General features: G+C 48.1%; 24 protein-coding genes and 1 rRNA gene. 24 read left to right on the top strand and 1 reads right to left on the bottom strand.

Translation table 11 applies throughout. The features are described 5' to 3' along the window. From rrf to rsmI, 10 genes are all read left to right on the top strand, one after another. Window positions 1–89: ribosomal RNA gene (gene rrf / locus KNO78_RS15215) — 5S ribosomal RNA — on the top strand; the annotation flags it as partial. Between the two features lie 73 nt (window positions 90–162). Then, entirely contained in the window at window positions 163–1581 is a 1419-nt protein-coding gene (locus tag KNO78_RS15210; RefSeq protein WP_214691679.1) for an aminotransferase class I/II-fold pyridoxal phosphate-dependent enzyme, read from the top strand. Between the two features lie 3 nt (window positions 1582–1584). After that, complete coding sequence (gene tmk / locus KNO78_RS15205; protein WP_159563180.1) at window positions 1585–2223, top strand: dTMP kinase; 639 nt, start codon at window positions 1585–1587, stop codon at window positions 2221–2223. Beyond that, window positions 2223–2552: a cyclic-di-AMP receptor gene (locus KNO78_RS15200; RefSeq protein ID WP_031421800.1), complete on the top strand. Its 330-nt coding sequence runs from the start codon at window positions 2223–2225 to the stop codon at window positions 2550–2552. Before tmk ends, KNO78_RS15200 begins: the two co-directional genes overlap by 1 nt. A gap of 14 nt (window positions 2553–2566) precedes the next feature. Beyond that, the gene (locus KNO78_RS15195; RefSeq protein ID WP_078145937.1) at window positions 2567–3559 is read left to right on the top strand and encodes a DNA polymerase III subunit delta'; all 993 of its coding nucleotides are present in this window, start codon (window positions 2567–2569) and stop codon (window positions 3557–3559) included. A gap of 6 nt (window positions 3560–3565) precedes the next feature. Then, window positions 3566–4396 carry a PSP1 domain-containing protein gene (locus KNO78_RS15190; RefSeq protein ID WP_074035285.1) on the top strand — a complete coding sequence of 277 codons (831 nt, stop codon included), beginning with the start codon at window positions 3566–3568 and terminating at the stop codon, window positions 4394–4396. Between the two features lie 23 nt (window positions 4397–4419). Continuing rightward, window positions 4420–4755, top strand: coding sequence for a DNA replication initiation control protein YabA (gene yabA / locus KNO78_RS15185; RefSeq protein ID WP_012727746.1), 336 nt, complete (start codon window positions 4420–4422; stop codon window positions 4753–4755). A 60-nt stretch (window positions 4756–4815) separates the two neighbouring features. After that, window positions 4816–5553 (top strand): tRNA1(Val) (adenine(37)-N6)-methyltransferase, encoded by a 738-nt coding sequence (locus KNO78_RS15180; RefSeq protein WP_159563179.1) that lies wholly within the window; start codon window positions 4816–4818, stop codon window positions 5551–5553. Next, window positions 5546–5824: a GIY-YIG nuclease family protein gene (locus KNO78_RS15175; protein WP_012727744.1), complete on the top strand. Its 279-nt coding sequence runs from the start codon at window positions 5546–5548 to the stop codon at window positions 5822–5824. The genes KNO78_RS15180 and KNO78_RS15175 overlap by 8 nt, the downstream gene beginning before the upstream one ends. After that, on the top strand, window positions 5796–6665 hold the full coding sequence (gene rsmI / locus KNO78_RS15170; protein WP_074035288.1) for a 16S rRNA (cytidine(1402)-2'-O)-methyltransferase: 870 nt from the start codon (window positions 5796–5798) through the stop codon (window positions 6663–6665). Before KNO78_RS15175 ends, rsmI begins: the two co-directional genes overlap by 29 nt. Before the next feature lie 16 nt (window positions 6666–6681). Here rsmI and KNO78_RS15165 read toward each other — a convergent pair whose 3' ends face one another. Further along, on the bottom strand, window positions 6682–6975 hold the full coding sequence (locus tag KNO78_RS15165; protein ID WP_012727742.1) for a transition state genes transcriptional regulator AbrB: 294 nt from the start codon (window positions 6973–6975) through the stop codon (window positions 6682–6684). 331 nt (window positions 6976–7306) lie between these two features. On the opposite strand from KNO78_RS15165, the gene metG reads away from it, so the two are divergent. From metG to KNO78_RS15095, 14 genes are all read left to right on the top strand, one after another. Further along, window positions 7307–9268: a methionine--tRNA ligase gene (metG, locus tag KNO78_RS15160; protein ID WP_214691681.1), complete on the top strand. Its 1962-nt coding sequence runs from the start codon at window positions 7307–7309 to the stop codon at window positions 9266–9268. 51 nt (window positions 9269–9319) lie between these two features. After that, a complete protein-coding gene (locus KNO78_RS15155) occupies window positions 9320–10087 on the top strand; it encodes a TatD family hydrolase (protein WP_159563175.1) in 768 nt (255 codons plus the stop codon). Next, a complete protein-coding gene (locus KNO78_RS15150; protein ID WP_214691682.1) occupies window positions 10084–11376 on the top strand; it encodes a 3D domain-containing protein in 1293 nt (430 codons plus the stop codon). The genes KNO78_RS15155 and KNO78_RS15150 overlap by 4 nt, the downstream gene beginning before the upstream one ends. Beyond that, window positions 11369–11929, top strand: coding sequence for a ribonuclease M5 (gene rnmV, locus KNO78_RS15145; protein WP_214691683.1), 561 nt, complete (start codon window positions 11369–11371; stop codon window positions 11927–11929). The genes KNO78_RS15150 and rnmV overlap by 8 nt, the downstream gene beginning before the upstream one ends. Continuing rightward, complete coding sequence (gene rsmA, locus KNO78_RS15140) at window positions 11926–12804, top strand: 16S rRNA (adenine(1518)-N(6)/adenine(1519)-N(6))-dimethyltransferase RsmA (RefSeq protein WP_159563173.1); 879 nt, start codon at window positions 11926–11928, stop codon at window positions 12802–12804. Before rnmV ends, rsmA begins: the two co-directional genes overlap by 4 nt. Window positions 12805–12886: 82 nt before the next feature. Further along, complete coding sequence (locus tag KNO78_RS15135; protein ID WP_012727736.1) at window positions 12887–13123, top strand: Veg family protein; 237 nt, start codon at window positions 12887–12889, stop codon at window positions 13121–13123. A gap of 100 nt (window positions 13124–13223) precedes the next feature. Beyond that, on the top strand, window positions 13224–14087 hold the full coding sequence (ispE, locus tag KNO78_RS15130) for a 4-(cytidine 5'-diphospho)-2-C-methyl-D-erythritol kinase (RefSeq protein ID WP_196430277.1): 864 nt from the start codon (window positions 13224–13226) through the stop codon (window positions 14085–14087). Between the two features lie 73 nt (window positions 14088–14160). Beyond that, window positions 14161–14985 (top strand): pur operon repressor, encoded by an 825-nt coding sequence (gene purR, locus KNO78_RS15125; RefSeq protein WP_012727734.1) that lies wholly within the window; start codon window positions 14161–14163, stop codon window positions 14983–14985. 140 nt (window positions 14986–15125) lie between these two features. After that, window positions 15126–15425 carry a septation regulator SpoVG gene (spoVG, locus tag KNO78_RS15120; RefSeq protein ID WP_012727733.1) on the top strand — a complete coding sequence of 100 codons (300 nt, stop codon included), beginning with the start codon at window positions 15126–15128 and terminating at the stop codon, window positions 15423–15425. 184 nt (window positions 15426–15609) lie between these two features. Then, on the top strand, window positions 15610–16965 hold the full coding sequence (gene glmU / locus KNO78_RS15115) for a bifunctional UDP-N-acetylglucosamine diphosphorylase/glucosamine-1-phosphate N-acetyltransferase GlmU (RefSeq protein ID WP_012727732.1): 1356 nt from the start codon (window positions 15610–15612) through the stop codon (window positions 16963–16965). Window positions 16966–17010: 45 nt separating this feature from the next. Then, entirely contained in the window at window positions 17011–17967 is a 957-nt protein-coding gene (locus KNO78_RS15110; RefSeq protein WP_012727731.1) for a ribose-phosphate diphosphokinase, read from the top strand. A gap of 55 nt (window positions 17968–18022) precedes the next feature. After that, window positions 18023–18580 carry an aminoacyl-tRNA hydrolase gene (pth, locus tag KNO78_RS15105; protein WP_214691684.1) on the top strand — a complete coding sequence of 186 codons (558 nt, stop codon included), beginning with the start codon at window positions 18023–18025 and terminating at the stop codon, window positions 18578–18580. Between the two features lie 45 nt (window positions 18581–18625). Then, on the top strand, window positions 18626–22153 hold the full coding sequence (mfd, locus tag KNO78_RS15100; RefSeq protein ID WP_214691685.1) for a transcription-repair coupling factor: 3528 nt from the start codon (window positions 18626–18628) through the stop codon (window positions 22151–22153). Next, window positions 22137–23684, top strand: a complete 1548-nt coding sequence (locus KNO78_RS15095; RefSeq protein WP_159563170.1) for a polysaccharide biosynthesis protein — start codon at window positions 22137–22139, stop codon at window positions 23682–23684. The genes mfd and KNO78_RS15095 overlap by 17 nt, the downstream gene beginning before the upstream one ends.

Below are 23684 nucleotides of genomic sequence, written 5' to 3'. Positions count from 1 at the left end.
CCGTTCCCATGCCGAACACGGAAGTTAAGCGTCTCAGCGCCGAAAGTAGTTGGGGGATCTCCCCCTGTGAGGATAGGACGTTGCCAGGCCAACGCAGAAGACGATCAAGCATATGCTTGATCGTCTTTTTTCATATTTTTTATAGTTTAGGAGGAATAACAGATGGCTCCTGCTCGGGAAAATCCGTTTACATTTTTAGAGGTTCTGGAACAGCATGTTCGTGAACACCGCGTCTCTTTCCACGTACCAGGTCATCATAATGGTACAGTGGTTGATGATCGCTTACCTGATGCATTCGCAAAAGTCATGCCTTACGATTTGACTGAGCTAGCACATTTAGACGATTTGCACGATGCCTCGGGAATCATTGAGCAAGCAGAATGTGCATTGGGTAAGTTGTATGAGAGTAAAAGTAAATGGCTTGTCAACGGATCGACTGTGGGAAATTGGAGTATGCTCGCGGCAACAGTGAAACGTGGTGAACGGGTATATGTTCAACGGAACTCACATAAATCGATTTGGAACGCGATCGAGTGGTTGGGATTAAAGCCAGTATTACTAACGCCTACCATTGAACGCGGCACAGGTATCCCGACGGTCGTAACATTAGATACGATTAAACAGGCCATTCAAGAATTTCCTGGAGGGAGAGCCGTCATGTTGACGTCTCCAACCTATTACGGGGATATGGCAGACATTCGAACGATTTCAGACTATTTGACACTATTAGACATTCCATTGCTTGTCGATGAAGCACACGGCGCTCATTTAATTCATCCACAGTTGCCACGTCGCTCTGCAATCTTCGAAGGAGCGAGCGTAGTCGTACAGTCCGCGCATAAAACGTTGCCTGCCTTAACCATGGGGGCTTGGGTTCACTATAAAGATAATATCGATGAAGGGCGTTTGAAGCATGCATTAGCCTCTTTCCAGACCTCGAGTCCGTCTTATCTCATCATGGCTTCATTGGATTATGCTCGTTCTTATCTAGAACGTTTAACGGATGAGGAATGGTCTGCTATCCAAAAAAGCCATGCACAATTTGTTCTTGAATTAAAACGAGCTGGTTTTGTTGTAAAAGTCGGAGATGACTTTACGAAGGTGACGATTCTGACTTATCCAAAGAATGGATTGATCTTTAGTCAGCATCTCGCCTCAATCGGCATAGACATCGAGTTGGCGGCAGTCGATCATGTGTTATTCTGCTTGCCATTAAGGGAAATAGAGAAACAGGAAATCGAGCATTGGATCAAATTAATAAAAAAAGCATCTACCCATGTGCCGATCATTGAAGACGATGAAACGATTTTCCCATTTCCACAAACCGAGCGCGTGTCTGAACTATATACGTCTGTAACAGCTCTTCCAATGCAGCGAGTTCTTTTCGACCAAGCAATTGGATTGATTTCAGCAGAGACGGTGATTCCATACCCACCAGGTATTCCATGGATTCTAAAAGGAGAGCGTATTACAGAAGAAAAAATCCGTGTGCTCCGGGAATGGATTTCTTTAGGGAGGAAGCTTCAAGCTAGTAAGCATGTTATGATAGAGCAAATTGACGTTATTGTAGAGGAGTTTTAAAACGTGAACGGAATGTTTATAACGGTTGAAGGACCTGATGGATCAGGAAAGTCCACACAGCTTCAATTATTAGTAGAAAACTTAAAGCAAAAAGGATATGACATTGTCGTGACCCGAGAACCCGGAGGAACAACGGTCGGGAATCAGATTCGCGAAGTGTTATTATCGCCGGATCATCATGAGATGACCCCACGCGTGGAGATGATGCTCTATGCCGCGTCACGGGCACAGAACGTGGAACAAGTGATTCGTCCAGCGTTAGAGCGGGGCGCGATTGTCCTCTGCGACCGGTTCATCGATGCATCCATTGCTTATCAAGGATATGGATTGCAGTATGACCTTGATCAGATTCGCTCATTAAATGAATGGGCAACGAATGGTCTGACACCCGATCTAACCTTTTTATTTGATTTAAACCCGGAACGGGCAAGTGCACGTATGAAGGATCGGGGACAGCTTGATCGAATTGAGAGTCGTGATCAAGCATTCCATGAGCGTGTCTATGCAGGATTCCAAACGTTACTGAAACAGTATCCAGAACGAATCGTTCGGATTGATGCTGATCAATCGATTGAATGCATTCAAGATGAGGTACTTGATTATACAATTGAACGACTACAACAAGGAGGCGTACAAATATGATGAAAATGGTAATTGCAATCGTACATGATAAGGATAGCGCACGTTTGTCCGACGCACTCGTCGAGCAAGATTTTCGCGCAACAAAGTTAGCCACGACTGGTGGATTTTTAAAAGAAGGTAATACAACGTTTATGATGGGGATTCCACAAGAGCGTCTTGATGATTTGATGGACGTGATTCAATCGAACTGCTCGAGCCGCGACCAAATGATCACGCCGATTTCACCGATGGGAGGACATGCGGATTCGTATATTCCTTACCCAGTCGAAGTACAAGTCGGAGGGGCGACGGTATTCGTCTTGCCGATCGAAGGATTCCATCAGTTTTAATGGGAGTTGGGCATATGCGTTTTCAAGAATTGAGCGAGTCGCAAACTGTCGTTTCTCGCATCATTCAAAATTCAATCGTTTCGAATAAAGTGGGGCATGCGTATATCTTCTCAGGAGATTATGAGCCTTATTTGATTGATACAGCCACATTGTTCGCCAAAGCCTTATTTTGTGAATCACCAGATGGTGCAGAGCCTTGTGGAGTGTGTCGAAACTGTCGGCGTATGGATTCTAAAAACATTGTCGACTACATCGAAGTGGAGCCGGACGGTGCGAGTATAAAAAAAGAACAGATTCAGCAATTGCTCAGTGATTTATCACTACGAGGTGCTGAAGGTGATCGCCAAGTGTACGTCATTCATCAAGCGCACAAGATGACGACTCAAGCGGCAAACAGTCTACTGAAATTCTTTGAAGAACCGGGAGTAGGAAAGCTTGCTATTTTAGTGACGACACAACCACAGTTGCTTCTTCCGACGATTCGTTCGCGCGCGCAACAACTTGCTTTTCGTCCAATCGACCGAGCCCAATTGGCGCAAACGATGTCAGAAGAACTGTCCTGTACGTATGATTTGGCATACCTTGCCTTGACCGTTTATCCGAAATGGGATGACGCGAAAGAAGCGCTTGAGCAGGAGTGGTTTGTACAGGCGTATGGGCTAGTGGTACAATTAATTGAAGTATTGACGAAACGACCTCAAGAGTTGCTCTTGTTCGCACAAGAAAAATGGTTAGGGCATTTCAAAGGACGGAATGAGTTGCGAGTCGGTCTTGAATTATTCGAACATTGGCTAGAGGAGGCACTTCATTTAAAAGTGCGAGATATGTATGCTCCGAAGCTATTTAAGAATGAGGCCGCCTTGTACAACGCATTTATCCAAAATCGATCTGTCACGAAGCTTACACATGCGATTGAAAGTGTACATGCGGCCATTTGGCGACTTGAGGCAAACGTCAATCCTCAATTAACGTTCGAACGACTTTCGTTCGATTTGCAGAAAGGATAGAAGCGCGTGCTTGAAGTAGTTGGAGTCCGTTTTAAAGAAGCGGGAAAAATCTATTACTTTTCACCAGGCGATGCAACGCTTAAACGTGGGGACCATGTCATCGTTGAAACGGTACGTGGCATTGAGTATGGGGAAATCGTCCAAGTCAACAAGCAGCTCGGCGAAGACGAAGTCGTCCTGCCGTTGAAGACAATCCTTCGTGTCGCGGACCAAAAGGATGCGGATATTGTACGCGATAATCGACTGGCAGCTGTTGATGCTCACGCCGTCTGTGAAGAAAAAATTCGAGAACATCAATTAGAAATGAAGCTAGTTGATGTTGAGTATACATTTGATCGCAATAAAGTGATCTTTTATTTTACTGCCGAGGGTCGCGTCGACTTTCGAGAATTGGTAAAAGACTTAGCTAGTGTGTTTCGGACACGAATCGAGCTCCGACAAATCGGTGTTCGTGATGAAGCGAAACTCCTTAGCGGGATTGGGCCATGTGGTCGGGTTCTTTGCTGCTCGTCATTTCTTGGGGAATTCGAACCGGTCTCGATCAAAATGGCCAAAGACCAGAATCTCTCGTTGAATCCGAATAAGATCTCTGGAGTATGTGGTCGTCTGATGTGCTGTTTGAAATATGAGAATGACACATATGAAGAACTGAAACGTGATTTACCAGACGTCGGCAAGCGAATCAAAATTCCAGAAGGTGATGGTCGGGTAATCGGTCTTAACATTTTGGACCAACTCATTCAAGTTGAGCTCCACGATCGGACGCGTGTCGTCACGTATACGATTGATGAACTCGTTGAAGTGGGTGCGATTAAACGAAAACCGTCAAAACAGTGATGGGGTGCTGAGCAGTGGAAAGAATGGACAAAAAAGAAGTAATGATGCGGGTGGATGCGATCGAGCAACAGATGCAGCTCCTCACCGAACATTTAGGCGTGTTAAAAGAGCAGCTCGCTTATTTGCTTGAAGAGAACCAGCATATGTATCTAGAGAATCATCACTTACGCGAAAAAGTCGAACAATTGGCAGAAGTTGATACGACAAATGGTGATTCACAAATCGCATTGTCTGGGAAAGGGCAGAACAATTTGGCTGCGCTGTATCAAGAAGGATTCCACATTTGTAACCTCCATTACGGACAGGTACGAAAAGATGGGGACTGTCTCTTCTGTTTGTCGATGCTCAATAAACATTAATACGGGGCGATAGATAGGGGTTCCCTATCCGTCGCCTTTCTTTTATAGAAGGAGGAAACGATGGTAACGGTTAAGGATGGAGAACGCCTTGATGATTTGCTCGGACGTCCAGGTAAAATCATTCAAAGTGATGATGTGTTCTCATTTTCATTAGATGCGGTACTGCTTGCAGAGTTTGTATGGGTGCCTATCCAAAAAGGACAACTGGTCGATTTGTGTGCTGGCACCGGGGCAATCCCGCTCTTTTTGTCATATCGTACAAAAGGAACGATAACAGGTGTGGAGATTCAATCGAAACTGGTCGACATGGCGAATCGAAGCATGGCGGTCAATCGTCTTGAAGAGCGAATTCGAGTGGTGGAGGGCGATGTGAAAACGGCAGCGGCGCAGCTCGGGCATGCACGATATGACGTAGTCACATGTAACCCGCCCTACTTTTTAGCGAACGAGACGTCACTCCGAAATCAAAATGAGCATCATACGATTGCGCGCCATGAAGTGCTGTGCACGTTGGAAGATTGCATCAGGACGGCCAGTCAACTCGTCAAACCGGGAGGAAAAGTGGCGTTCGTGCATCGGCCAGAACGTTTACTTGATATCCTGACGTTGATGCGTGCGTATCGAATTGAACCAAAACGAATGCAACTCGTTTACCCGAAAGCGGGACGCGAGGCGAATACCTTATTAATCGAGGGATCGAAAGATGGAAAAGCAGGTCTTAAAATTTTACCGCCATTTGTTGTCTATGAAGAAGACGATACGTATACAGAAGCGATGCGAGCTATTCTCGATGCCTAAACATTATACGTACATCTTGGAATGCGGTGATGGAACGTACTACACGGGCTATACGACAGACGTGGAAAAGCGACTCCTTGCACATAATGCCGGGAAAGGTGCGAAATATACGAAAGCTCGTCTCCCTGTACGACTTCGGTACGTACAATCGTTTGAGACGAAGCGGGAGGCCATGCGATACGAATGGTCCATCAAGCAATTGACCCGAGCACAAAAAGAGAAGTTGATGGAGGGGACGACCAATGAATTCACAGAAGAGCTATCAAACTGAACAACCGACGTTGTATGTCGTGCCGACCCCAATTGGGAACTTGGAGGATATGACGTATCGCGCGGTACGAACCCTTCAGGAAGTAGACTTAATCGCAGCGGAAGACACACGACAAACGATGAAGCTTTGCCGACACTTTGACATTGCGACAAAATTGATTAGCTATCATGAACACAATAAAGAAGTGAGTGGTCCAAGACTGATTGACGATCTGTTGTCAGGGAAATCGATTGCCGTTGTCTCAGATGCAGGTATGCCTGGAATCTCAGACCCGGGAAGCGATCTCGTGCGATTAGCCATTGAGGAAAACATCCCGGTTGTCGTCTTACCCGGTGCGAATGCAGCACTCACGGCACTCGTCGCATCCGGTCTTGCAACTGAACGTTTTCTCTATTACGGTTTCTTGCCGCGTAAGAAGAAGGATCGGGTTGAGGTTCTCGAATCGATTCAATACGAACCTGGCACCGTCATTTTTTATGAGGCTCCTCATCGTTTGAAAGAGATGTTGACAGCGATTCGACAAGTGTTCGGGAATCGACAAATCGTATTAGGTCGTGAACTGACAAAAACGTTTGAAGAGTTTTTGAGAGGAACTGTGGATGAGGCGTTGACATGGTGTGAGGGTGAAGTGCGTGGTGAGTTTGTCGTCTTGGTGAGTGGAGCGACAGAGGCGGCACCTACGACAACATGGTGGGAAACACTATCTGCATACGAGCACGTGGTTCACTATATCAAAGAAGGGCTGAAACCAAACGCGGCAATCAAACAGACTGCGAAAGACCGCGGCGAGTCTCGGAATGATGTATACGATACGTATCATCAATTGCATAAAAAAGAGTAAGCAAGGAAATCCTTGCTTACTCTTCGCTGTAGTAATTTTCGAGCATGTTCTTCAACTCAACGAGAACACGTTGTGCACCTTCTGGTGACAAGATGAGTTTGCCGTCTGCCAATTTGAAGTTATCATCTGATACTTCGCCTGTAACTTGGCAAGTCATGTTTGGCTTATATTTTTTCAAAACGATTTGATCGTTGTCGACGTAAATCTCGAGAGCATCTTTCTCTGCAATACCGAGTGTACGACGCAATTCGATTGGAATAACGACACGACCAAGCTCATCAACCTTACGTACAATACCTGTAGATTTCATTTTGTGTTTCCTCCTCCAATGATGTCGAAATCTCGTGGTGACATGAATCGTCAAAATTCGACAATGTGACTACAGCAAAAAGCATACTAAACTTTCCAATTGTAGTCAACTGCTTACTATCTGGAAAAGTAAATTTTCGAAATTTGTCGAATCAAGAACGATATATACCTAAATTTCCCCGTAAGTTTGAACTTGAAACAAAGAAAGGGTATTTTTGGAACATTTATGACGAAGAAAACGCAAAAAAATTCCAAACAATTAGGTTTGGAAATTCTTTTGTCGAACCGTGTATAATGGAAATTGCATATGTCGAAAGGATGGAGAATAAATCATGGCGAAGCCGACTTTTTATATTACAACCCCAATTTATTATCCGAGTGCAAAACTGCACATCGGTCACGCATATACCACGGTAGCAGGTGATGCGATTGCGCGCTACAAACGCTTAAAAGGTTTTGATGTCCGTTATTTGACAGGAACGGATGAGCACGGTCAAAAGATTCAAGAAAAAGCGAAAGAAGCAGGCGTGACACCACAAGCTTTCGTGGATGAAGTCGTGGAAGAGATCAAGGTCTTATGGGACCGTCTTGAAATCTCGTACGATGACTACATCCGTACGACAGAGGACCGTCATAAGAAAGTGGTCGAGCATGTTTTCGAGACATTACTTAAAAATGGGGACATCTACCTCGGTGAGTACGAAGGATGGTATTCCGTACCGGATGAGACATACTACACTGAATCGCAGCTCGTCGATGGAAAAAGTCCTGACAGTGGACATCCGGTCGAACTCGTTCGTGAGGAGTGCTACTTCTTCCGCCTCAGTAAATACGCGGACCGCTTGATTGAATATTTTGAGTCACATCCTGATTTTATTTTGCCAGAATCTCGTAAAACCGAGATGATCAATAACTTCTTAAAGCCAGGTCTTCAAGATTTGGCTGTATCACGTACGACATTTGACTGGGGCGTACAAGTTCCATCGAACCCGAAGCACGTCGTGTACGTATGGGTCGATGCGCTCACAAACTATATCTCATCACTCGGATACGGCACAGACAACGATGAACTCTTCAACCGTTACTGGCCAGCAGACGTTCATTTGGTAGGGAAAGAAATCGTACGTTTCCATACGATCATTTGGCCAGCCCTCTTAATGGCGCTTGATCTTCCATTACCGAAGCAAGTATTTGCGCACGGATGGTTGCTCATGAAGGATGGGAAGATGTCGAAATCGAAAGGGAACGTCGTGGACCCGATCCCATTGATTGATCGTTACGGCCTCGACTCGGTCCGCTATTACCTTCTCCGTGAAGTTCCATTCGGAGCGGATGGCACGTTCACGCCGGAAGCGTTCGTTGACCGCTTGAACTTTGATTTAGCGAACGACCTCGGAAACTTATTGAATCGCACCATTGCGATGATTAAAAAGTACTTCGACGGAAACATTCCGGCATATAACGGAAATGTCACGGTATTTGATGCAGAATTGTTGAACGTGGTGAAAGAGACGACACGCAAAACAGAAGAAGCCATGGAGCACATGGAGTTTTCGGTCGCACTCACAAATATTTGGCAACTCGTCAGCCGTGCGAATAAATATATCGATGAGACACAACCATGGGTTCTCGTGAAAGAGGAGTCGAAGCGCGAGGAGCTGGCTTCTGTCATGACACATCTTGCGGGCGTACTTCGTCATGTTGCCATCATGATTCAACCATTCATGACGCGCGCTCCAAAAGAGATGTTCCGTCAGCTCGGACTCGAGGGAGAGGACATGTCATGGGAGGCGTTGGATACATTCGCAGACTTTAGCAATGCGGTCGTGACGGACGGGACACCGATTTTCCCACGTCGTGACGTGAAAGAAGAAGTCGATGCAATCCAAGAAATGATGCGTCAGGCGTCTAAAGCACGGATTGAAGAGACGGAGACGGCATCAGTAGAAGAAGCTGACGAAGACATTCGTCCTGAAATCACGATTGATGTCTTCGACCAAGTCGAATTCCGTGTCGGTCAAATCGTCGAAGCCGATAAGATTAAAAAAGCGAAGAAACTGTTGAAACTTCAAGTCGACCTTGGGAAAGAGACGCGTCAAATCGTGTCTGGTATCGCTGAATGGTATGCCCCTGAAGATTTGGTTGGCAAGAAAGTCATCGTTGTCGCAAACTTGAAACCAGTCAAGCTCCGTGGAGAACTCTCGCAAGGGATGATTCTAGCGGCAGATCGTGACGGGAAACTAGAGCTCGCGACGGTCTCAGACCAGATGCCGAACGGTGCCATCGTCAAATAATGGAATGGGGGAGACCGCGGTCTCCCTCTCTTTTTCTAAGGAGGAAACAAGATGTTAATTGATACACATACGCACATCAATGCGGAACAGTTCAGTGAAGACGTGGAGGAGACGATTGAGCGAGCGAGAGAAGCGGGCGTTTCTCCGCTACTCGTCGTTGGATTTGATACACCGACCATCGATCGGGCCATTGAACTGGCAGAAACGCATGAAGATATTTATGCCATTGTCGGATGGCATCCTGTCGATGCGATTGACTGTACGGATGCGGATTTAGCACGAATCGAAACACTCATGAGTCATCCGAAAGTCATGGCACTCGGTGAAATCGGTCTCGATTATCATTGGGACAAATCACCGAAAGACGTGCAACAGCGCCTCTTCCGTCAACAGATCGCCATTGCCAAGCGAACGAATATGCCAATTGTCATTCATAACCGAGAAGCAACGGCAGATGTCCTTGATATTTTAGAAGAAGAGCATGCTGAAGAAGTCGGCGGTGTGTTCCATAGTTACAGCATGTCCGTCGAACTTTTGCCTCGGTGCCTAGACTTGAACTTCTATATTTCGTTAGGAGGACCGGTCACGTTCAAAAATGCGAAAGTTCCGAAGGCGGTGGCGCAAGAAGTGCCACTGGATCGTCTGCTTGTCGAGACGGACTGCCCGTACTTGACCCCAACACCGTTCCGTGGAAAACGAAATGAACCAGCGTACGTCAAATATGTAGCCGAAGAAATCGCCACTCTTCGCGATATGCCTTACGATGAACTCGCTGCTGCTACGACAGTCAACGCGAAGAAGTTGTTCCGACTCCCATGATCAAGCGTGTATTAGCGAGTATCGGTATTATTGCGACGGCTTCTGTGGCGTACGTGATGTTACAACCTGAATCGATTCGAATCGTCGATGACGGTGTAGTGATCGAGCATGAGACACGAGCCGACTCGGTTCTCGAGGTGCTCGAAGAGTTAAATATCACACTAGATGAATCAGATTATGTCACACCGGCGCTCAGTGAAGATGTACCAGACGACCGCCTAATCCGGATTGAGCGTTCACACGAGGTCTCACTTCAGATTGGCTACGGTCAAACGGAGACGGTGCAGACGCGCGAGCGGACTGTAGAGGATGTCTTACTGCGATACGGAGTCACGGTACGAGACGGAGATACGGTGTATCCATCAGTCCGTACACCGGTGACGAATGGGATGACGATTCGATATCAACCGGTCGTGGCCGTGAATCTCATTGTCGGTCAAGAGGCGTTGACGATTTATACAATGGCTACGGATGTGGAGCAACTCTTAATGCAAGAGAACATCGATGTGACGGAAAGTGATACGGTCATGCCGGCCCCTTCCACACCGATCCGAGAAGGATTGACGATTACGGTCAATACGAATCGTGATGTCGTTCAATATGAGAGTGAGTTGATCCCGTTTGAAGTGGTGGAGGAAGAGGATGATACGCTCGAAGAAGGTGTGATGCAAATGGTGCAGGTCGGGGTTCCTGGACTTGAACGGACAAGGTATGCACTTACTGTGGAAAATGGTACAATTACAAATCGTACGAAAACAGATGTCGAGACATTGCGTAAAACGATGCCGCAGATTATCAAAGTGGGAACGAAGAAAGTCACGGAACCGGTAACCGAGCCTGAGTCAACGACCGCGGATGAATCGAGCCCATTCATTCCGGAAGCTGAAGTCGAGATTGCCGAACCGCCGAAAACAGATGACGTACTCGATTTTTCATCTGCGAAACAATTGCTTGTGGAAGCGACCGCTTATACGAACAACCCGGAAGACACGGTAACATACGACGGACGCGTGCTGACAAGAAGCGGATATGATGTAACCGACACGATTTTGTATGAAGGCATGCGCATCATTGCGGTCGACCCTGCCATCATTCCACTCGGGACCCGTGTATATGTCGAGGGTATCGGTATGGCGATTGCCTTGGATACAGGAAGTGCAATCAAAGGGCAAAAAATCGATATCATGATGGATGAAAAGGAAGAGGCCGTAACGTTTGGTCGTAAACCACTCACCATCTGGGTGATTCCAAAGCAGGAAGAAGAGAAAGAAGGATCAGACAATGCGTGAGAAAATACAAGAAATTATCGTCGTAGAAGGGCGTGACGACACGGCGCGACTTCAAGAAGTGTTCGACGTCGATACGATTGAAACGAACGGGTCTGCCGTATCCGATCAGACGATTGAACGAATCCGTCGTGCTCAGGAGAAGCGCGGGGTCATCATTTTGACGGACCCAGATTATCCAGGAGATCGTATTCGGGCGATTGTCGAGGAACGCGTCAAAGGATGTAAGCACGCACACTTGCCTCGGGCCGAGGCGAAGGACAAGCGTGGGAAAATCGGTGTGGAACATGCGAGTCCGGAGTCACTTCGCCGTGTCTTAGGAGCAGTGTTTGAACCGCGTGTCGAAACGGACCAACCAATCGTCACACGGAAAATGGTGTTGGAGGCGGATTTAATCGGTGGAGCAGCGGCCGCGATGCGTCGGAAGCGACTCGGGGTGTTGCTTCGAATCGGTGAGCCGAATGCCAAACAATTTGTAAAACGGGTCGAGGCGCTTGGCGTCACGATTGAAGAGTGGGAGCAGGCACTTGCTCAATTAGAGGAGGAACAGGGTTGAAAGACATTGCAACAATCCAACGAACGAAAGCGATTTTAGAGCGACATGGGTTTTCATTCAAAAAATCGCTCGGTCAAAACTTTTTAATCGATTTGAACATCTTGAGTAAAATTGTCGGAGCAGCAGAACTGAGTGAAGCGAGCGGTGTCCTTGAAATCGGTCCCGGAATCGGCTCATTGACCGAACAATCGGCCAAGCGTGCCAAGAAAGTCGTTGCGCTTGAAATCGACCAACGTCTTTTGCCGATTTTAGATGATACGATGTCGCCTTATCCGCATGTGAAAGTCATCCATGGAGATGCATTGGAACTGAACTTACGGGAAATCGTAGAGCAAGAATTTTTAAACGAAGGTATTGAAGATATTTCGGTTGTCGCCAACTTACCTTACTACGTCACGACACCAATCATCATGCGTTTGCTTGAGAGCGGCGTTAAATTCCGCTCGCTCGTCATGATGATTCAAAAAGAAGTGGCAGAACGGATTGGAGCAAAACCAGGCACGAAAGCATACGGTTCGCTATCGATTGCGATTCAGTATTATGCGGAAGCAGAAGTCAGTTTCATCGTGCCGAAAAACGTGTTCATCCCAGCGCCGAACGTCGATTCGGCCGTCATTACACTACGGATGCGCAAAGAACCGGCCGTACAAGTGAAAGACGAAGCATTTTTCTTTGATGTGGCCCGAGCAAGCTTCGCTCAGCGCCGTAAAACCATCCTGAACAATTTGACAAACTATATCGGGAAAGAACATAAGGTCGAACTCGAACGTTCGCTTCACGAGGCTGGAATCGATCCGAAACGTCGTGGAGAGACGTTAAGCCTAGAAGAATTCGCACGTTTGTCTGACACAATTTTACCACTTAAAAATAGTTGACGACCTGAAAACGAGTCGTTATAATATTAATCTTTATTTTCATATTCAATTATGCTATACTTGTAACAGTGAGGTGAAGCGTATGCCAAAGACGTTACAAGAAATCAGACAAAAACTCGAATCGCATGTTGGTGAACGATTGACGTTGAAAGCAAACGGCGGTCGTAAGAAAGTTGTTACTCGGTTTGGAACGCTCGTTGAGACATATCCTGCGGTGTTCGTTGTGAAATTGGATGAAGACCTGCATAATGTGGAACGTGTCTCGTATAGCTACGCTGATGTCCTAACGGATACAGTTAAAATTGAATTCGGTAATTGATTTATAAATGAGGGGCGGATGCATTGGCAGCTGCTTCTTTTTTTGTGCGCCCGTTTACGGTACAATGGCGAACAGGAGACAAATGGGAAGGGTGAACGTGATGCGCACGATCAGTGTGAAAGCGCCGGCAAAAATTAATTTGACACTTGATGTCCTTGGAAAGCGTCCGGACGGCTATCATGAAGTAGAAATGGTAATGACGACAGTCGACTTAGCAGATCGCTTGGAGTTGACAGTTTTAGAGTCGGATGAGATTCGGATTCAATCAGAACACGCCTATGTGCCGAATGATCATCGGAATTTGGCGTATCGAGCAGCAGAATTGTTGCGCGAGCGTTTTAACATTCAGCAAGGGGTCGAGATTGTGCTCGATAAACAGATTCCCGTGGCAGCTGGCCTTGCAGGTGGCTCGAGTGATGCGGCGGCAACGCTCCGTGGGATGAACGAACTGTTTTCATTGAACTTGTCGTTAGAGGAGCTAGCAGAGCTCGGTGCCGAGATTGGATCGGACGTCTCATTTTGTGTCATCGGCGGAACAGCTATCGCCCGTGGTCGTGGTGAACAGTTAGAAATGATTCCGGCCCCGCCACCGTGCTATGTCGTTCTCGGTAAACCGAAAATCGGGGTATCGACGGCAGATGTGTATCGGGCAGTGCGTATGGAAGAGGTGCATCACCCTGATACCGAGGCCATGGTGGAGGCGATTCGTCAAAAAGATTTCCATGGAATCTGTGAACACCTTGGTAACTCACTTGAGAGTGTGACACTTAAGCTTCACCCGGAAGTGAAACAAATCAAAGAAACGATGCGTCATTGCGGAGCGGAAGGTGTTCTCATGAGTGGAAGCGGACCGACCGTGTTTGCGCTGATCGAACATGAGCAAAAAGCGCATCGAATCTATAATGGATTGAAAGGATTTTGCCCAGAAGTGTTCGTCGTTCGGATTCTCGGCAAAAGACATTGAACAAAAACGAATGAAAGTGATATATTTTCAATAGAACATTCGTTTATTATTGAAGATGTGAAGGAGAATCCGTATGAAAATTCGTAGAAGTGGTCGTCTCGTCGATATGACCCGTTATTTACTTGATCATCCGCATCAGCTTGTCTCGTTGTCGATGTTTTCAAGTCGCTATAAAGCTGCAAAGTCGTCGATTAGCGAAGACCTTGTCATTGTCAGTGAAATGTTGTCCCATGATGGGATCGGAAAACTGGTCACTGTCCCTGGTGCAGCCGGTGGTGTCATGTTTATCCCAGGATGGAGTAAAGAAAAATCGCTGGAGATGATTGATACGCTCTGTGAGCAACTATCAAAACCGGAGCGTCTCTTACCAGGAGGCTATCTCTACCTCACAGATGTACTAGGTAATCCAAGCCAAGTGAAACCGATGGGGCAGGTTTTTGCGTCCGTCTTCGCTGACCGGAAAGTCGATGTCGTCATGACGATTGCGACGAAAGGGATTCCCCTTGCCTATGCGGTCGCTGAACAGTTGGGCGTTCCGTTTGTGATTGTGCGTTCAGATAGCCGTGTCACAGAAGGTTCGACGGTCAGCATCAACTATGTATCAGGTTCATCGAAAGCGATTCGTACGATGGCGCTTGCACGTCGCAGTCTGCCACGTGGTGCGAATGTGCTTTTGATTGATGATTTCATGAAGGCCGGCGGGACGATTCGTGGGATGATGAGCCTCTTGAATGAATTTGAAGCCAATCTTGCGGGTGTCGGTGTCTTGATGGAGGCCGAAGGGGCCGAGAAAAAGATGGTGAGTGAATACGTCAGCTTGATGAAATTGACGAATGTCGATCCTGATGAAGGGCTTGTCACCATTTCGCGGGGGAATGTGGAACAATTCTTAAAGTGATTGGCAAAATTTTGATTTCGTTTTATGATTAGAGGGTATAGAGTTATCAATATGGAGTCATGACGTTCGTTTGAAACCAACTGAACCTTACAGAAGACCACACCATGGCGTAGACAACGATGAAAAAGGGGATGCGAAACATGCAGATCACAGACGTAAAAATTCGCAAAGTCGCGACAGAAGGCAGAATGAAAGCGTTGGCCTCAATCACACTTGACCATGAATTCGTTGTACACGATCTTCGAATCATCGAAGGAAGTAGCGGTCTATTTGTCGCCATGCCGAGCAAACGGACACCAGAAGGGATTTTTCGGGACATTGCGCATCCGATTAACGGGGAGATGCGACAAAAGGTCGAAGCGGCTGTATTGGAAACCTATTCCAATATGGATGTGGAAATCCTTGACCCACAACATGTGTCATACGGTACACATGAATGACAGAAAACAGCGGTTAGGTTGCCTACCGCTGTTTTTTTGCGTTTCAATGGTTAAGGAACGGTACAACTATTGAAACGAAGGCATGGTTTCGATATAGTAGAAACGGTGTAAATAGGATTTAGTTGCAGAAAAGCCGAACTATACAGACCAATCACAGCTGTTGTGAGATAGGAGCGAATCAAGCATGGAGCGTTTTGCAGTCATTTTGGCAGCAGGAAAAGGGACGCGAATGAAGTCGAAGTTATATAAAGTACTTCATCCGGTTCTAGGGAAACCAATGGTCGAACATGTTGTCGATCAGTTAGACCAAATCGGTGTCAGTCGTCAAATCGTAATCGTTGGCCATGGGGCGGAAGCGGTACAAGACACGCTCGGCACACGGGTAGAGTATGCGGTCCAGGAAGAGCAGCTTGGAACAGGACATGCTGTTCAGATGGCTGAAGCAGAACTTGCGGGTAAATCAGGGGCGACGCTTGTCGTCTGTGGAGATACACCGTTACTCACGGCAGAAACGTTAGAAGCCCTTCTCGCGCATCACGAAGCGCAACAAGCAAAAGTCACGGTGTTGACTGCGATTGCTGACGATGCGACCGGATATGGTCGAGTCGTTCGTGGTGAAGATGGGAATGTGACGAAAGTCGTGGAACATAAAGATGCTTCAGAAGCAGAACTTGCCATCAATGAAATCAACACAGGGACGTACGTATTCGATAACGAATTGTTGTTCGATGCGCTCAAACAAGTCGGTAACAACAATGCACAGGGCGAATATTACTTACCTGACGTCATTTCAATCGCAAAAGAAGCGGGCGAAGTGGTTGCGGCGCATACAGCACCGACGTTTGATGAGACGATTGGGGTCAATGACCGCGTCGCCTTGTCGCAAGCAGAAGCCATCATGCGCAAGCGGACAAATGAGCGTCTCATGCGTGAAGGGGTTACCTTCATGGACCCGGCATCGACGTACATTTCACCAGACGTGGTCATCGGATCGGATACGGTCATTTATCCGGGAACGGTCATTCTTGGCAAGACGACGATTGGCTCAGAATGTGTCATCGGACCAAACTCGGACATCCGCAACAGTGTGATTGAAGACCATGCCGTTGTACGCCAGTCTGTCGTGACTGATAGCCGAATCGGTGAGGCGGCTCAAGTCGGACCGTTCGCTCACTTACGTCAACAAGCTGTCCTCGGTGCGAACACGCGCGTCGGCAACTTTGTAGAGATTAAAAAATCGACGTTCGGTGACGGTGCGAAAGCGTCACACTTGAGCTATATCGGGGATGCGTCAATCGGTGAGCGCGTCAACTTAGGCTGTGGATCAATCACAGTAAACTATGACGGCAAGAACAAGTTCGAGACAGTCGTGGAAGACGATGCATTCGTTGGCTGTAACGTCAACTTGATTGCCCCTGTAAAAGTCGGGAAAGGCGCGATTGTCGCTGCTGGATCGACGATTACGAGTGATGTACCAGAAGAGGCGCTAGCGATTGCACGCGAACGCCAAACGAATAAAGAAGGCTACACAAAACGATAACTTGCTGCCAATCATTATGGAAAACAACGGAGGAGAATCCTAAACATGTCTACTGTATACGAACGAGAAATTCGTCTATTTAGCTTAAACTCGAACCGCCCGCTTGCTGAAGAAATCGCGAAAGAAATTGGTGTCCCGCTCAGCGATTGCCAAGTCAAACGTTTCAGCGACGGTGAACTCTATATCAACATCGAGGAAAGTGTTCGTGGAGATGATGTGTATGTCATCCAATCAACAAGCTCGCCTGTAAACGAAACGCTCATGGAATTGCTCGTCATGATCGATGCACTCAAACGTGCTTCTGTCCGTACGATCAACATCGTGATGCCGTATTATGGGTACGCACGTCAAGACCGTAAAGCACGCTCGCGTGAACCGATCACGGCGAAACTTGTCGCTGACCTTCTTACAGTAGCGGGTGCGACACGCGTCATCACGATGGATTTGCATGCAGCGCAAATTCAAGGATTCTTCAATATTCCGGTTGACCAATTACTTGGTGTACCGCTCATCTCGACTTACTTTGAAACAGAAGAGTTTCAAGCGAAAGATATCGTGGTCGTTTCTCCAGACCACGGTGGCGTGACACGTGCACGTAAATTGGCAGAACGTTTGAAAGCGCCGATTGCTATCATTGACAAGCGTCGTCCGAAAGCGAACGTCGCTGAAGTCATGAATATCGTCGGCAGTGTCGAAGGGAAAACGGCGATTTTGATCGACGACATCATCGATACAGCTGGAACGATCACACTTGCGGCAGATGCTATCGTCGAAGCGGGTGCGAAAGAAGTGTATGCGTCTTGTACACACCCAGTCCTTTCTGGTCCAGCGATGGAACGTATCGACAATTCATCAATCAAAGAGTTGGTCGTCTTAAATACCATCGATTTGACGGGTCGTCCTTGCTCGAGCAAGATCAAGCAAATGTCGGTCGCCCATTTGCTTGGGGAAGCGATTATGCGCGTACACGAGCATAAATCGGTCAGTACCCTATTCGATTAAAAAACGAGGCCCGGAGGCATTCGCCTTTGGGCTTTTTTGTTCAGGAGGAAATGATATGAAATGCATCGTCGGTCTTGGGAATCCCGGGAAAAAGTTTGAGATGACGCGGCACAATGTCGGTTTTTTAGCAATTGACCGTCTTGCCGAAAAGCATGGCATCTCGCTGAATGAAGCGAAGTTTAATGCCCTTATGGGAACGGGAAGAATCAATGGTGAACGCGTTGTACTTGTCAAACCACTCACGTATATGAACTTGTCGGGTGAAGCCGTCCGTCCCATTTTAGATTATTATAAAATTGAAATTGATGATTTATTAGTCATTTATGACGATTTGGATATGGTGCCTGGCAAACTTCGTTTCCGTCCGAAAGGGAGCGCAGGTGGTCATAATGGGATTAAATCTCTCATTCAACACTTGGGAACGGCTGAATTTAAACGATTGAAGCTCGGAATCGGTCGTCCCCCACACCCGATTAAAGTCGTCGACTGGGTGTTGATGAACTATCGTAAAGACGAGTTACCAGAATTAAATGAAACACTCGACAACGCCGTAACCGCAGCCACTGATTTTGTGGATATAGATTGGCTGGCGCTGATGAATCGATACAACTAAAGGGTCATTGTACCCTTTTTTGTCGTATGAGTTGGAGGAAAACAAATGAATGCTTTAGAGAGATTTATGGTGGCGCTCCCTGAAACGAATGTGATTCGAGAGCGACTCCAAAAAGTAGACCGTCAATTGGTGACGGGTTTGACGACAAGCGCAAAAGCGCTCGTCTTGGCTGGACTCGTGAAATCGTCCTCGAGACGTCTTATTGTCGTGACGCATAACATGTATCAAGCCCAAAAGATGTTCGATCAACTTGAATCACTCATCGGTCCGGACAAAACGTTGTTGTATCCGATCGATGAGACGCTAGCAGGTGAACTGTCACTGACGTCTAGTCCGGAACTGTTAGCCGCCCGAATTGATGCCCGTACTCGTCTCCTCGACCAAACAGGAGGCGTTGTTGTCGTGCCGCTTGGTGGATTACGACGCTATGTACCAAGTCCGGAAGCGTGGCAAGACAGTCGCATCATGTTGAAGCCAGGAAGTGACCTCGATTTAGCGGATTTTTCGAAACAATTGACGGGCATGGGCTATGAACGAACGGCAACGGTGACGACACCTGGTGAATTTTCCGTACGAGGGAGTATTCTAGATGTTTATCCGCTTACAGAAGCGCGCCCATATCGAATCGACCTGTTCGACACCGAGATTGACTCAATTTTCACGTTTGACGCGGAAACGCAACGCTCGCTTGGTGTAGTGGGGGAAGTGTGCATTACGCCTGCGACCGAGTTCATCGCAACGGAGAATCAGCTGAAGCAGGCGGGCGGTACGCTTCGGAAGCAGTACGACCGAACCGTCGAGTTGATTGGGAATGAAGTGATCCGTCAAGCCCTTGAAGAAGGAGTCATGACAGACATCGAGCGGCTTGAGCGTGGAGACCTTCCGGAGAAAGTTGGGAAGTATTCGCCATTGCTCTATACGTCCACACTCCTTGACTACGTTGGGAAAGACGCCGTCCTCATTTTAGATGAGGTGGCACGAATCGAGGACGCTGCGGACGTACAGGATCGTGAAGAGGCGGAATGGTTCTCCTCACTTATCGAAAAAGGGGAGGCTGTCAGCAATTACACGCTCGCCGTCCCGATGCATAAAGTCTTCCGCGACTTGAAGCAAGTCGCGTTCTCCTTGCTTCCGTCTCGTCGTTCGGGCATTCCGGAGAGCGGTACGGTCCATTTGAGCTGTCGTCCGCTACCGGCGTTCCACGGTCAGATGCATCTATTGAAGCAGGAAGTCGAACGATGGCAGCAAGGTGATCAACGAATCGTCGTACTTGCGGGGGATAAGTCGCGTGCAGATAAGATTGAAGCGCTTCTTTCCGACTATGGAATCGCCTCGACCTTCACCAATGTCGATGGAGAGTTAGAACCGAGACGTGTCTCGGTCATCATCGGTCAAATCGAAGGGGGATTCGAACTGTCGACGAGCCGTCTCGTTGTCATATCGGAAGAAGAGTTGTTCAAGCGTGTGACGAAACGAAAACGTCAGACGAAGAATTTGACGAACGCCGAACGAATCAAGAGTTACCAAGAGCTGAAACCGAACGATTATGTCGTCCACGTGCACCACGGAATCGGGAAGTACCTTGGCATTAAAACAATCGAGGTCGGTGGAATCCATCAGGATTACCTGCACCTCGTCTATGCAGGGGACGACGCCCTCTACGTGCCGGTCGACCAAATCGATCTCGTCCAAAAATATGTCGGTGCCGAAGGAAAAGAGCCAAAGATTTATAAACTCGGCGGCACCGAGTGGAAGAAAGTAAAATCGAAAGTTGCCAAATCGGTTGAAGACATTGCTGATGAGCTCATTAAATTGTACGCGGCACGAGAGGCCTCGGTCGGTTTCGCGTTCCCTCCGGACGATGAAGAAATGGGTCAGTTCGAATCCTCTTTCCCGTACGCCGAGACAGAAGACCAGGTCCGTTCGATTGCAGAAATCAAGGCGGATATGGAACGCTCCCGTCCGATGGATCGCCTTTTGTGTGGAGATGTCGGATACGGGAAAACGGAAGTGGCAATTCGGGCGGCGTTCAAAGCCGTACTCGCCGGTAAACAAGTGGCCTTTCTTGTCCCGACGACCGTCCTCGCCCAACAGCATTATGAAACGATGCTCGAGCGGTTCAGCGAATTCCCGATCAACGTATCGGTCATGAGTCGTTTCCGTTCGAAGAGTGAAATGACGGCGACGAAGAAAGGTTTGAAAGAAGGTACCATTGACATCGTCGTCGGGACACACCGCGTGTTGTCCAAAGACGTGACGTTCGCCAACCTCGGTCTCGTCATCATCGATGAAGAACAACGGTTCGGCGTCAAACATAAAGAGCGTCTGAAACAGTTGAAGACGAACATCGACGTCCTCACGTTGACGGCGACACCGATTCCACGGACATTGCATATGTCGATGATCGGAATCCGTGACTTGTCCGTATTGGAGACACCGCCAGAGAATCGTTATCCTGTCCAAACATACGTCATGGAATACGACGGCATCGTCTTGCGTGAAGCGCTCGAACGTGAACTCGCTCGCGGAGGACAGGCGTTCTTCCTCTATAACCGTGTCGAAGGGATCGAACGGAAAGCGGAAGAGATCCGGGCCTTATTGCCGGATGCACGAATTGCTACGGCCCATGGACGTATGACTGAAAGTGAGCTCGAGAGCCAGTTAATCAGCTTCCTAGAGGGCGAGGCGGATATTTTAGTCTCAACGACAATCATCGAGACGGGAATCGACATTCCAAACGTCAACACCCTCATCGTCCACGATGCCGACAAAATGGGACTGTCCCAGCTCTACCAACTCCGAGGTCGTGTCGGACGTTCGAATCGCATCGCCTATGCGTACTTTACGTATCGGAAAGACAAGCGCTTGACGGAAGTGGCAGAAAGTCGTCTTCAGGCCATCAAAGAGTTCACAGAGCTCGGCAGTGGTTTTAAGATTGCGATGCGCGACTTGTCGATTCGTGGGGCCGGGAACTTACTCGGTGCACAACAGTCTGGATTCATCGATTCGGTCGGTTTCGATCTGTACTCACAAATGCTCTCTGAAGCCATTGAGGAACGGAAAGACCGCATGCGTGGACAAGCGAAACAAGTCGTCTTCAAACCGGAGATCACTTTCCAGGCCGATGCGTATATCCCTGATGACTACTTGTCAGATAGCGAATTGAAGATTGAGATGTACAAACGCTTCAAATATGTAGATACGCCGAACGCGTTGTTCGCCCTTCAAGATGAACTGATTGAACGATTTGGCGAATTCCCGGAACCGGTCGCGTTGCTCATTCAATTGACACGTCTGCGTATTTATGGAGAACTGGCAAAAGTGAGTCGAATCAAGCAGACGCCAGGACGTATCGAAATTGTCTTATCGAAAGAATCGACGACGGCTCTGGATGTCCCGTCCTTCATGGAGTGGTCGATGCCTCTTGGTCGTAAGCTTGGCGTAGGGCAAGAAGACGGCGCCTTGAAACTGTCACTCAGCGGTCGGATGCCGCTAACAGAGCTCTTGAATGATGCCGATACTGTATTAGAAGAACTGATGAAGCGGTTGGTGGGCGATGCGGTCGCCAAGTAAGTTTGCGCAAGGCGTCGTTCTGTTCGCCCTTGCCGGCTACGTATCGAAACTGATCAGCTTCGCCTATCGTGTCCCCTATCAAAACTTGGCGGGGGACTTCGGACTTTATGCCTATCAAACCGTCTATCCGTTCGCGGCCATCGTGGCGTCACTCGGCATTTATGCGATGCCGGTCGTCATTGCGAAAATCGGCGTCGGTGCGAAAGGGACGAATCGTAAGTTAGAAGTCTTATGGGGAAGCTTTTACGCCTTACTTCTACTCTCGTCCATGCTTGTCGTCACGGTATGGCTGTTTGCCCCGACCCTAGCGAAATGGCTTGGAGATGAGCAGCTAGCTCCTGCACTTCGCGTGATCAGTTTGAGTTATTTACTCATGCCGGCGTCAGCCGTGTTGCGCGGGGCTTTTCAATCGAGAGATGACTTACGACCGAGCGCATGGTCGCAAGTGCTCGAGAACTTTGTCCGCGTGACGGTCATGCTGTCCCTATTATGGATTGGGGTCCGTCTCGGAAAAGATGCATATACGCTCAGTCAATATGCGTATGGTGCGACGCTCATCGGTGGGCTTGTGGCGATTGCCTTTTTAGTTTATCGCGCACGAGGAGTGCGGATTGTGAGGGTGCGCCGCGTCACGTTTCGGAGAGGAATGAAACTCTTGTTGACGACGGGTTTCGCGGTCGGATTCGCATCACTCGGGATTTTATGGATGCAACTGGTCGACTCCTTCACCATCGTCAATTTGATGGGTGGCACATATGAGGCGAAGGTGAGCAAAGGAGTGTTCGATCGAGGATATCCGCTCGTGCAATTCGCCATTTTGTTCACCACGACCATCGGGATGGCCAACGTGCCGACGCTCGTCCGTCACTATCGGGCAGGGCATCTCCAAAAGACGACACAGGGACTCCGTTCGATGATTCGTGTGACGACGGCGATTGCTGGTGCAGCGACCATCGGGTTGATGGGAGTCATGTTTTTCTTGAACGTGGCCTTGTTTGAAGACGAGTCCGGGACGCGAGCCCTTGTCTTCTTAGCGACGAGTACGTTTGCTGCCTCCTTGGCGATTGCGAGTATGACTTGTTTGCAGGCGATTGACCGAGAGTGGGTCGCGGCACGAAGTATGGTCGTCGCAATTTTAGTGAAAAGTATGGTAAACGCATGGCTTGTCCCGAGTTACGGAATCGAAGGCGCGGCAATCGGGACGTCGATTGGATTTTTAGCGATGGCATTCTATAATTTTCGGGCGCTTGACCGTTCGATTCCGCTCGGATCATTTCGATCGAAACATTATAAATCGCTATGGAAAGCCCTCGTACCGATGTTGTTCCTCATTGGCGTGTTAAACTGGCTAGGTCAGATGTGGGTCGATTCGCGAATCACTGCGTTCGGTTGGTTAATCGGAATGGTGTGTAGCGGTGCCGTCCTTTATATATGGAGATTATGGAGTACGCGAATGCTGTCACTTGCGGAATGGGAACTGATCCCGTTCGGAAGTCGACTGCTCGATGTGCTCGAGAAAAAGGAGAACTAA

Origin of the sequence: Exiguobacterium sp. s132, assembly GCF_018617235.1 — a bacterium.
Classification (GTDB): domain Bacteria; phylum Bacillota; class Bacilli; order Exiguobacteriales; family Exiguobacteriaceae; genus Exiguobacterium; species Exiguobacterium profundum.
This window is presented reverse-complemented; position numbering and strand designations above follow the sequence as displayed.

What these genes read in the sequence shown, in the direction of transcription:
- KNO78_RS15155 (WP_159563175.1), top strand. Translation starts at nt 9,320, where the DNA reads ATGTTAATTGATACACATACGCACATCAATGCGGAACAGTTCAGTGAA.
- yabA (WP_012727746.1), top strand. Translation starts at nt 4,420, where the DNA reads ATGGACAAAAAAGAAGTAATGATGCGGGTGGATGCGATCGAGCAACAG.
- KNO78_RS15180 (WP_159563179.1), top strand. Translation starts at nt 4,816, where the DNA reads ATGGTAACGGTTAAGGATGGAGAACGCCTTGATGATTTGCTCGGACGT.
- KNO78_RS15210 (WP_214691679.1), top strand. Translation starts at nt 163, where the DNA reads ATGGCTCCTGCTCGGGAAAATCCGTTTACATTTTTAGAGGTTCTGGAA.
- KNO78_RS15150 (WP_214691682.1), top strand. Translation starts at nt 10,084, where the DNA reads ATGATCAAGCGTGTATTAGCGAGTATCGGTATTATTGCGACGGCTTCT.
- pth (WP_214691684.1), top strand. Translation starts at nt 18,023, where the DNA reads ATGAAATGCATCGTCGGTCTTGGGAATCCCGGGAAAAAGTTTGAGATG.
- KNO78_RS15200 (WP_031421800.1), top strand. Translation starts at nt 2,223, where the DNA reads ATGAAAATGGTAATTGCAATCGTACATGATAAGGATAGCGCACGTTTG.
- KNO78_RS15195 (WP_078145937.1), top strand. Translation starts at nt 2,567, where the DNA reads ATGCGTTTTCAAGAATTGAGCGAGTCGCAAACTGTCGTTTCTCGCATC.
- spoVG (WP_012727733.1), top strand. Translation starts at nt 15,126, where the DNA reads ATGCAGATCACAGACGTAAAAATTCGCAAAGTCGCGACAGAAGGCAGA.
- rsmI (WP_074035288.1), top strand. Translation starts at nt 5,796, where the DNA reads ATGAATTCACAGAAGAGCTATCAAACTGAACAACCGACGTTGTATGTC.
- rnmV (WP_214691683.1), top strand. Translation starts at nt 11,369, where the DNA reads ATGCGTGAGAAAATACAAGAAATTATCGTCGTAGAAGGGCGTGACGAC.
- mfd (WP_214691685.1), top strand. Translation starts at nt 18,626, where the DNA reads ATGAATGCTTTAGAGAGATTTATGGTGGCGCTCCCTGAAACGAATGTG.
- metG (WP_214691681.1), top strand. Translation starts at nt 7,307, where the DNA reads ATGGCGAAGCCGACTTTTTATATTACAACCCCAATTTATTATCCGAGT.
- KNO78_RS15165 (WP_012727742.1), bottom strand. Translation starts at nt 6,975, where the DNA reads ATGAAATCTACAGGTATTGTACGTAAGGTTGATGAGCTTGGTCGTGTC.
- ispE (WP_196430277.1), top strand. Translation starts at nt 13,224, where the DNA reads ATGCGCACGATCAGTGTGAAAGCGCCGGCAAAAATTAATTTGACACTT.
- KNO78_RS15135 (WP_012727736.1), top strand. Translation starts at nt 12,887, where the DNA reads ATGCCAAAGACGTTACAAGAAATCAGACAAAAACTCGAATCGCATGTT.
- KNO78_RS15110 (WP_012727731.1), top strand. Translation starts at nt 17,011, where the DNA reads ATGTCTACTGTATACGAACGAGAAATTCGTCTATTTAGCTTAAACTCG.
- glmU (WP_012727732.1), top strand. Translation starts at nt 15,610, where the DNA reads ATGGAGCGTTTTGCAGTCATTTTGGCAGCAGGAAAAGGGACGCGAATG.
- KNO78_RS15175 (WP_012727744.1), top strand. Translation starts at nt 5,546, where the DNA reads ATGCCTAAACATTATACGTACATCTTGGAATGCGGTGATGGAACGTAC.
- purR (WP_012727734.1), top strand. Translation starts at nt 14,161, where the DNA reads ATGAAAATTCGTAGAAGTGGTCGTCTCGTCGATATGACCCGTTATTTA.
- KNO78_RS15095 (WP_159563170.1), top strand. Translation starts at nt 22,137, where the DNA reads ATGCGGTCGCCAAGTAAGTTTGCGCAAGGCGTCGTTCTGTTCGCCCTT.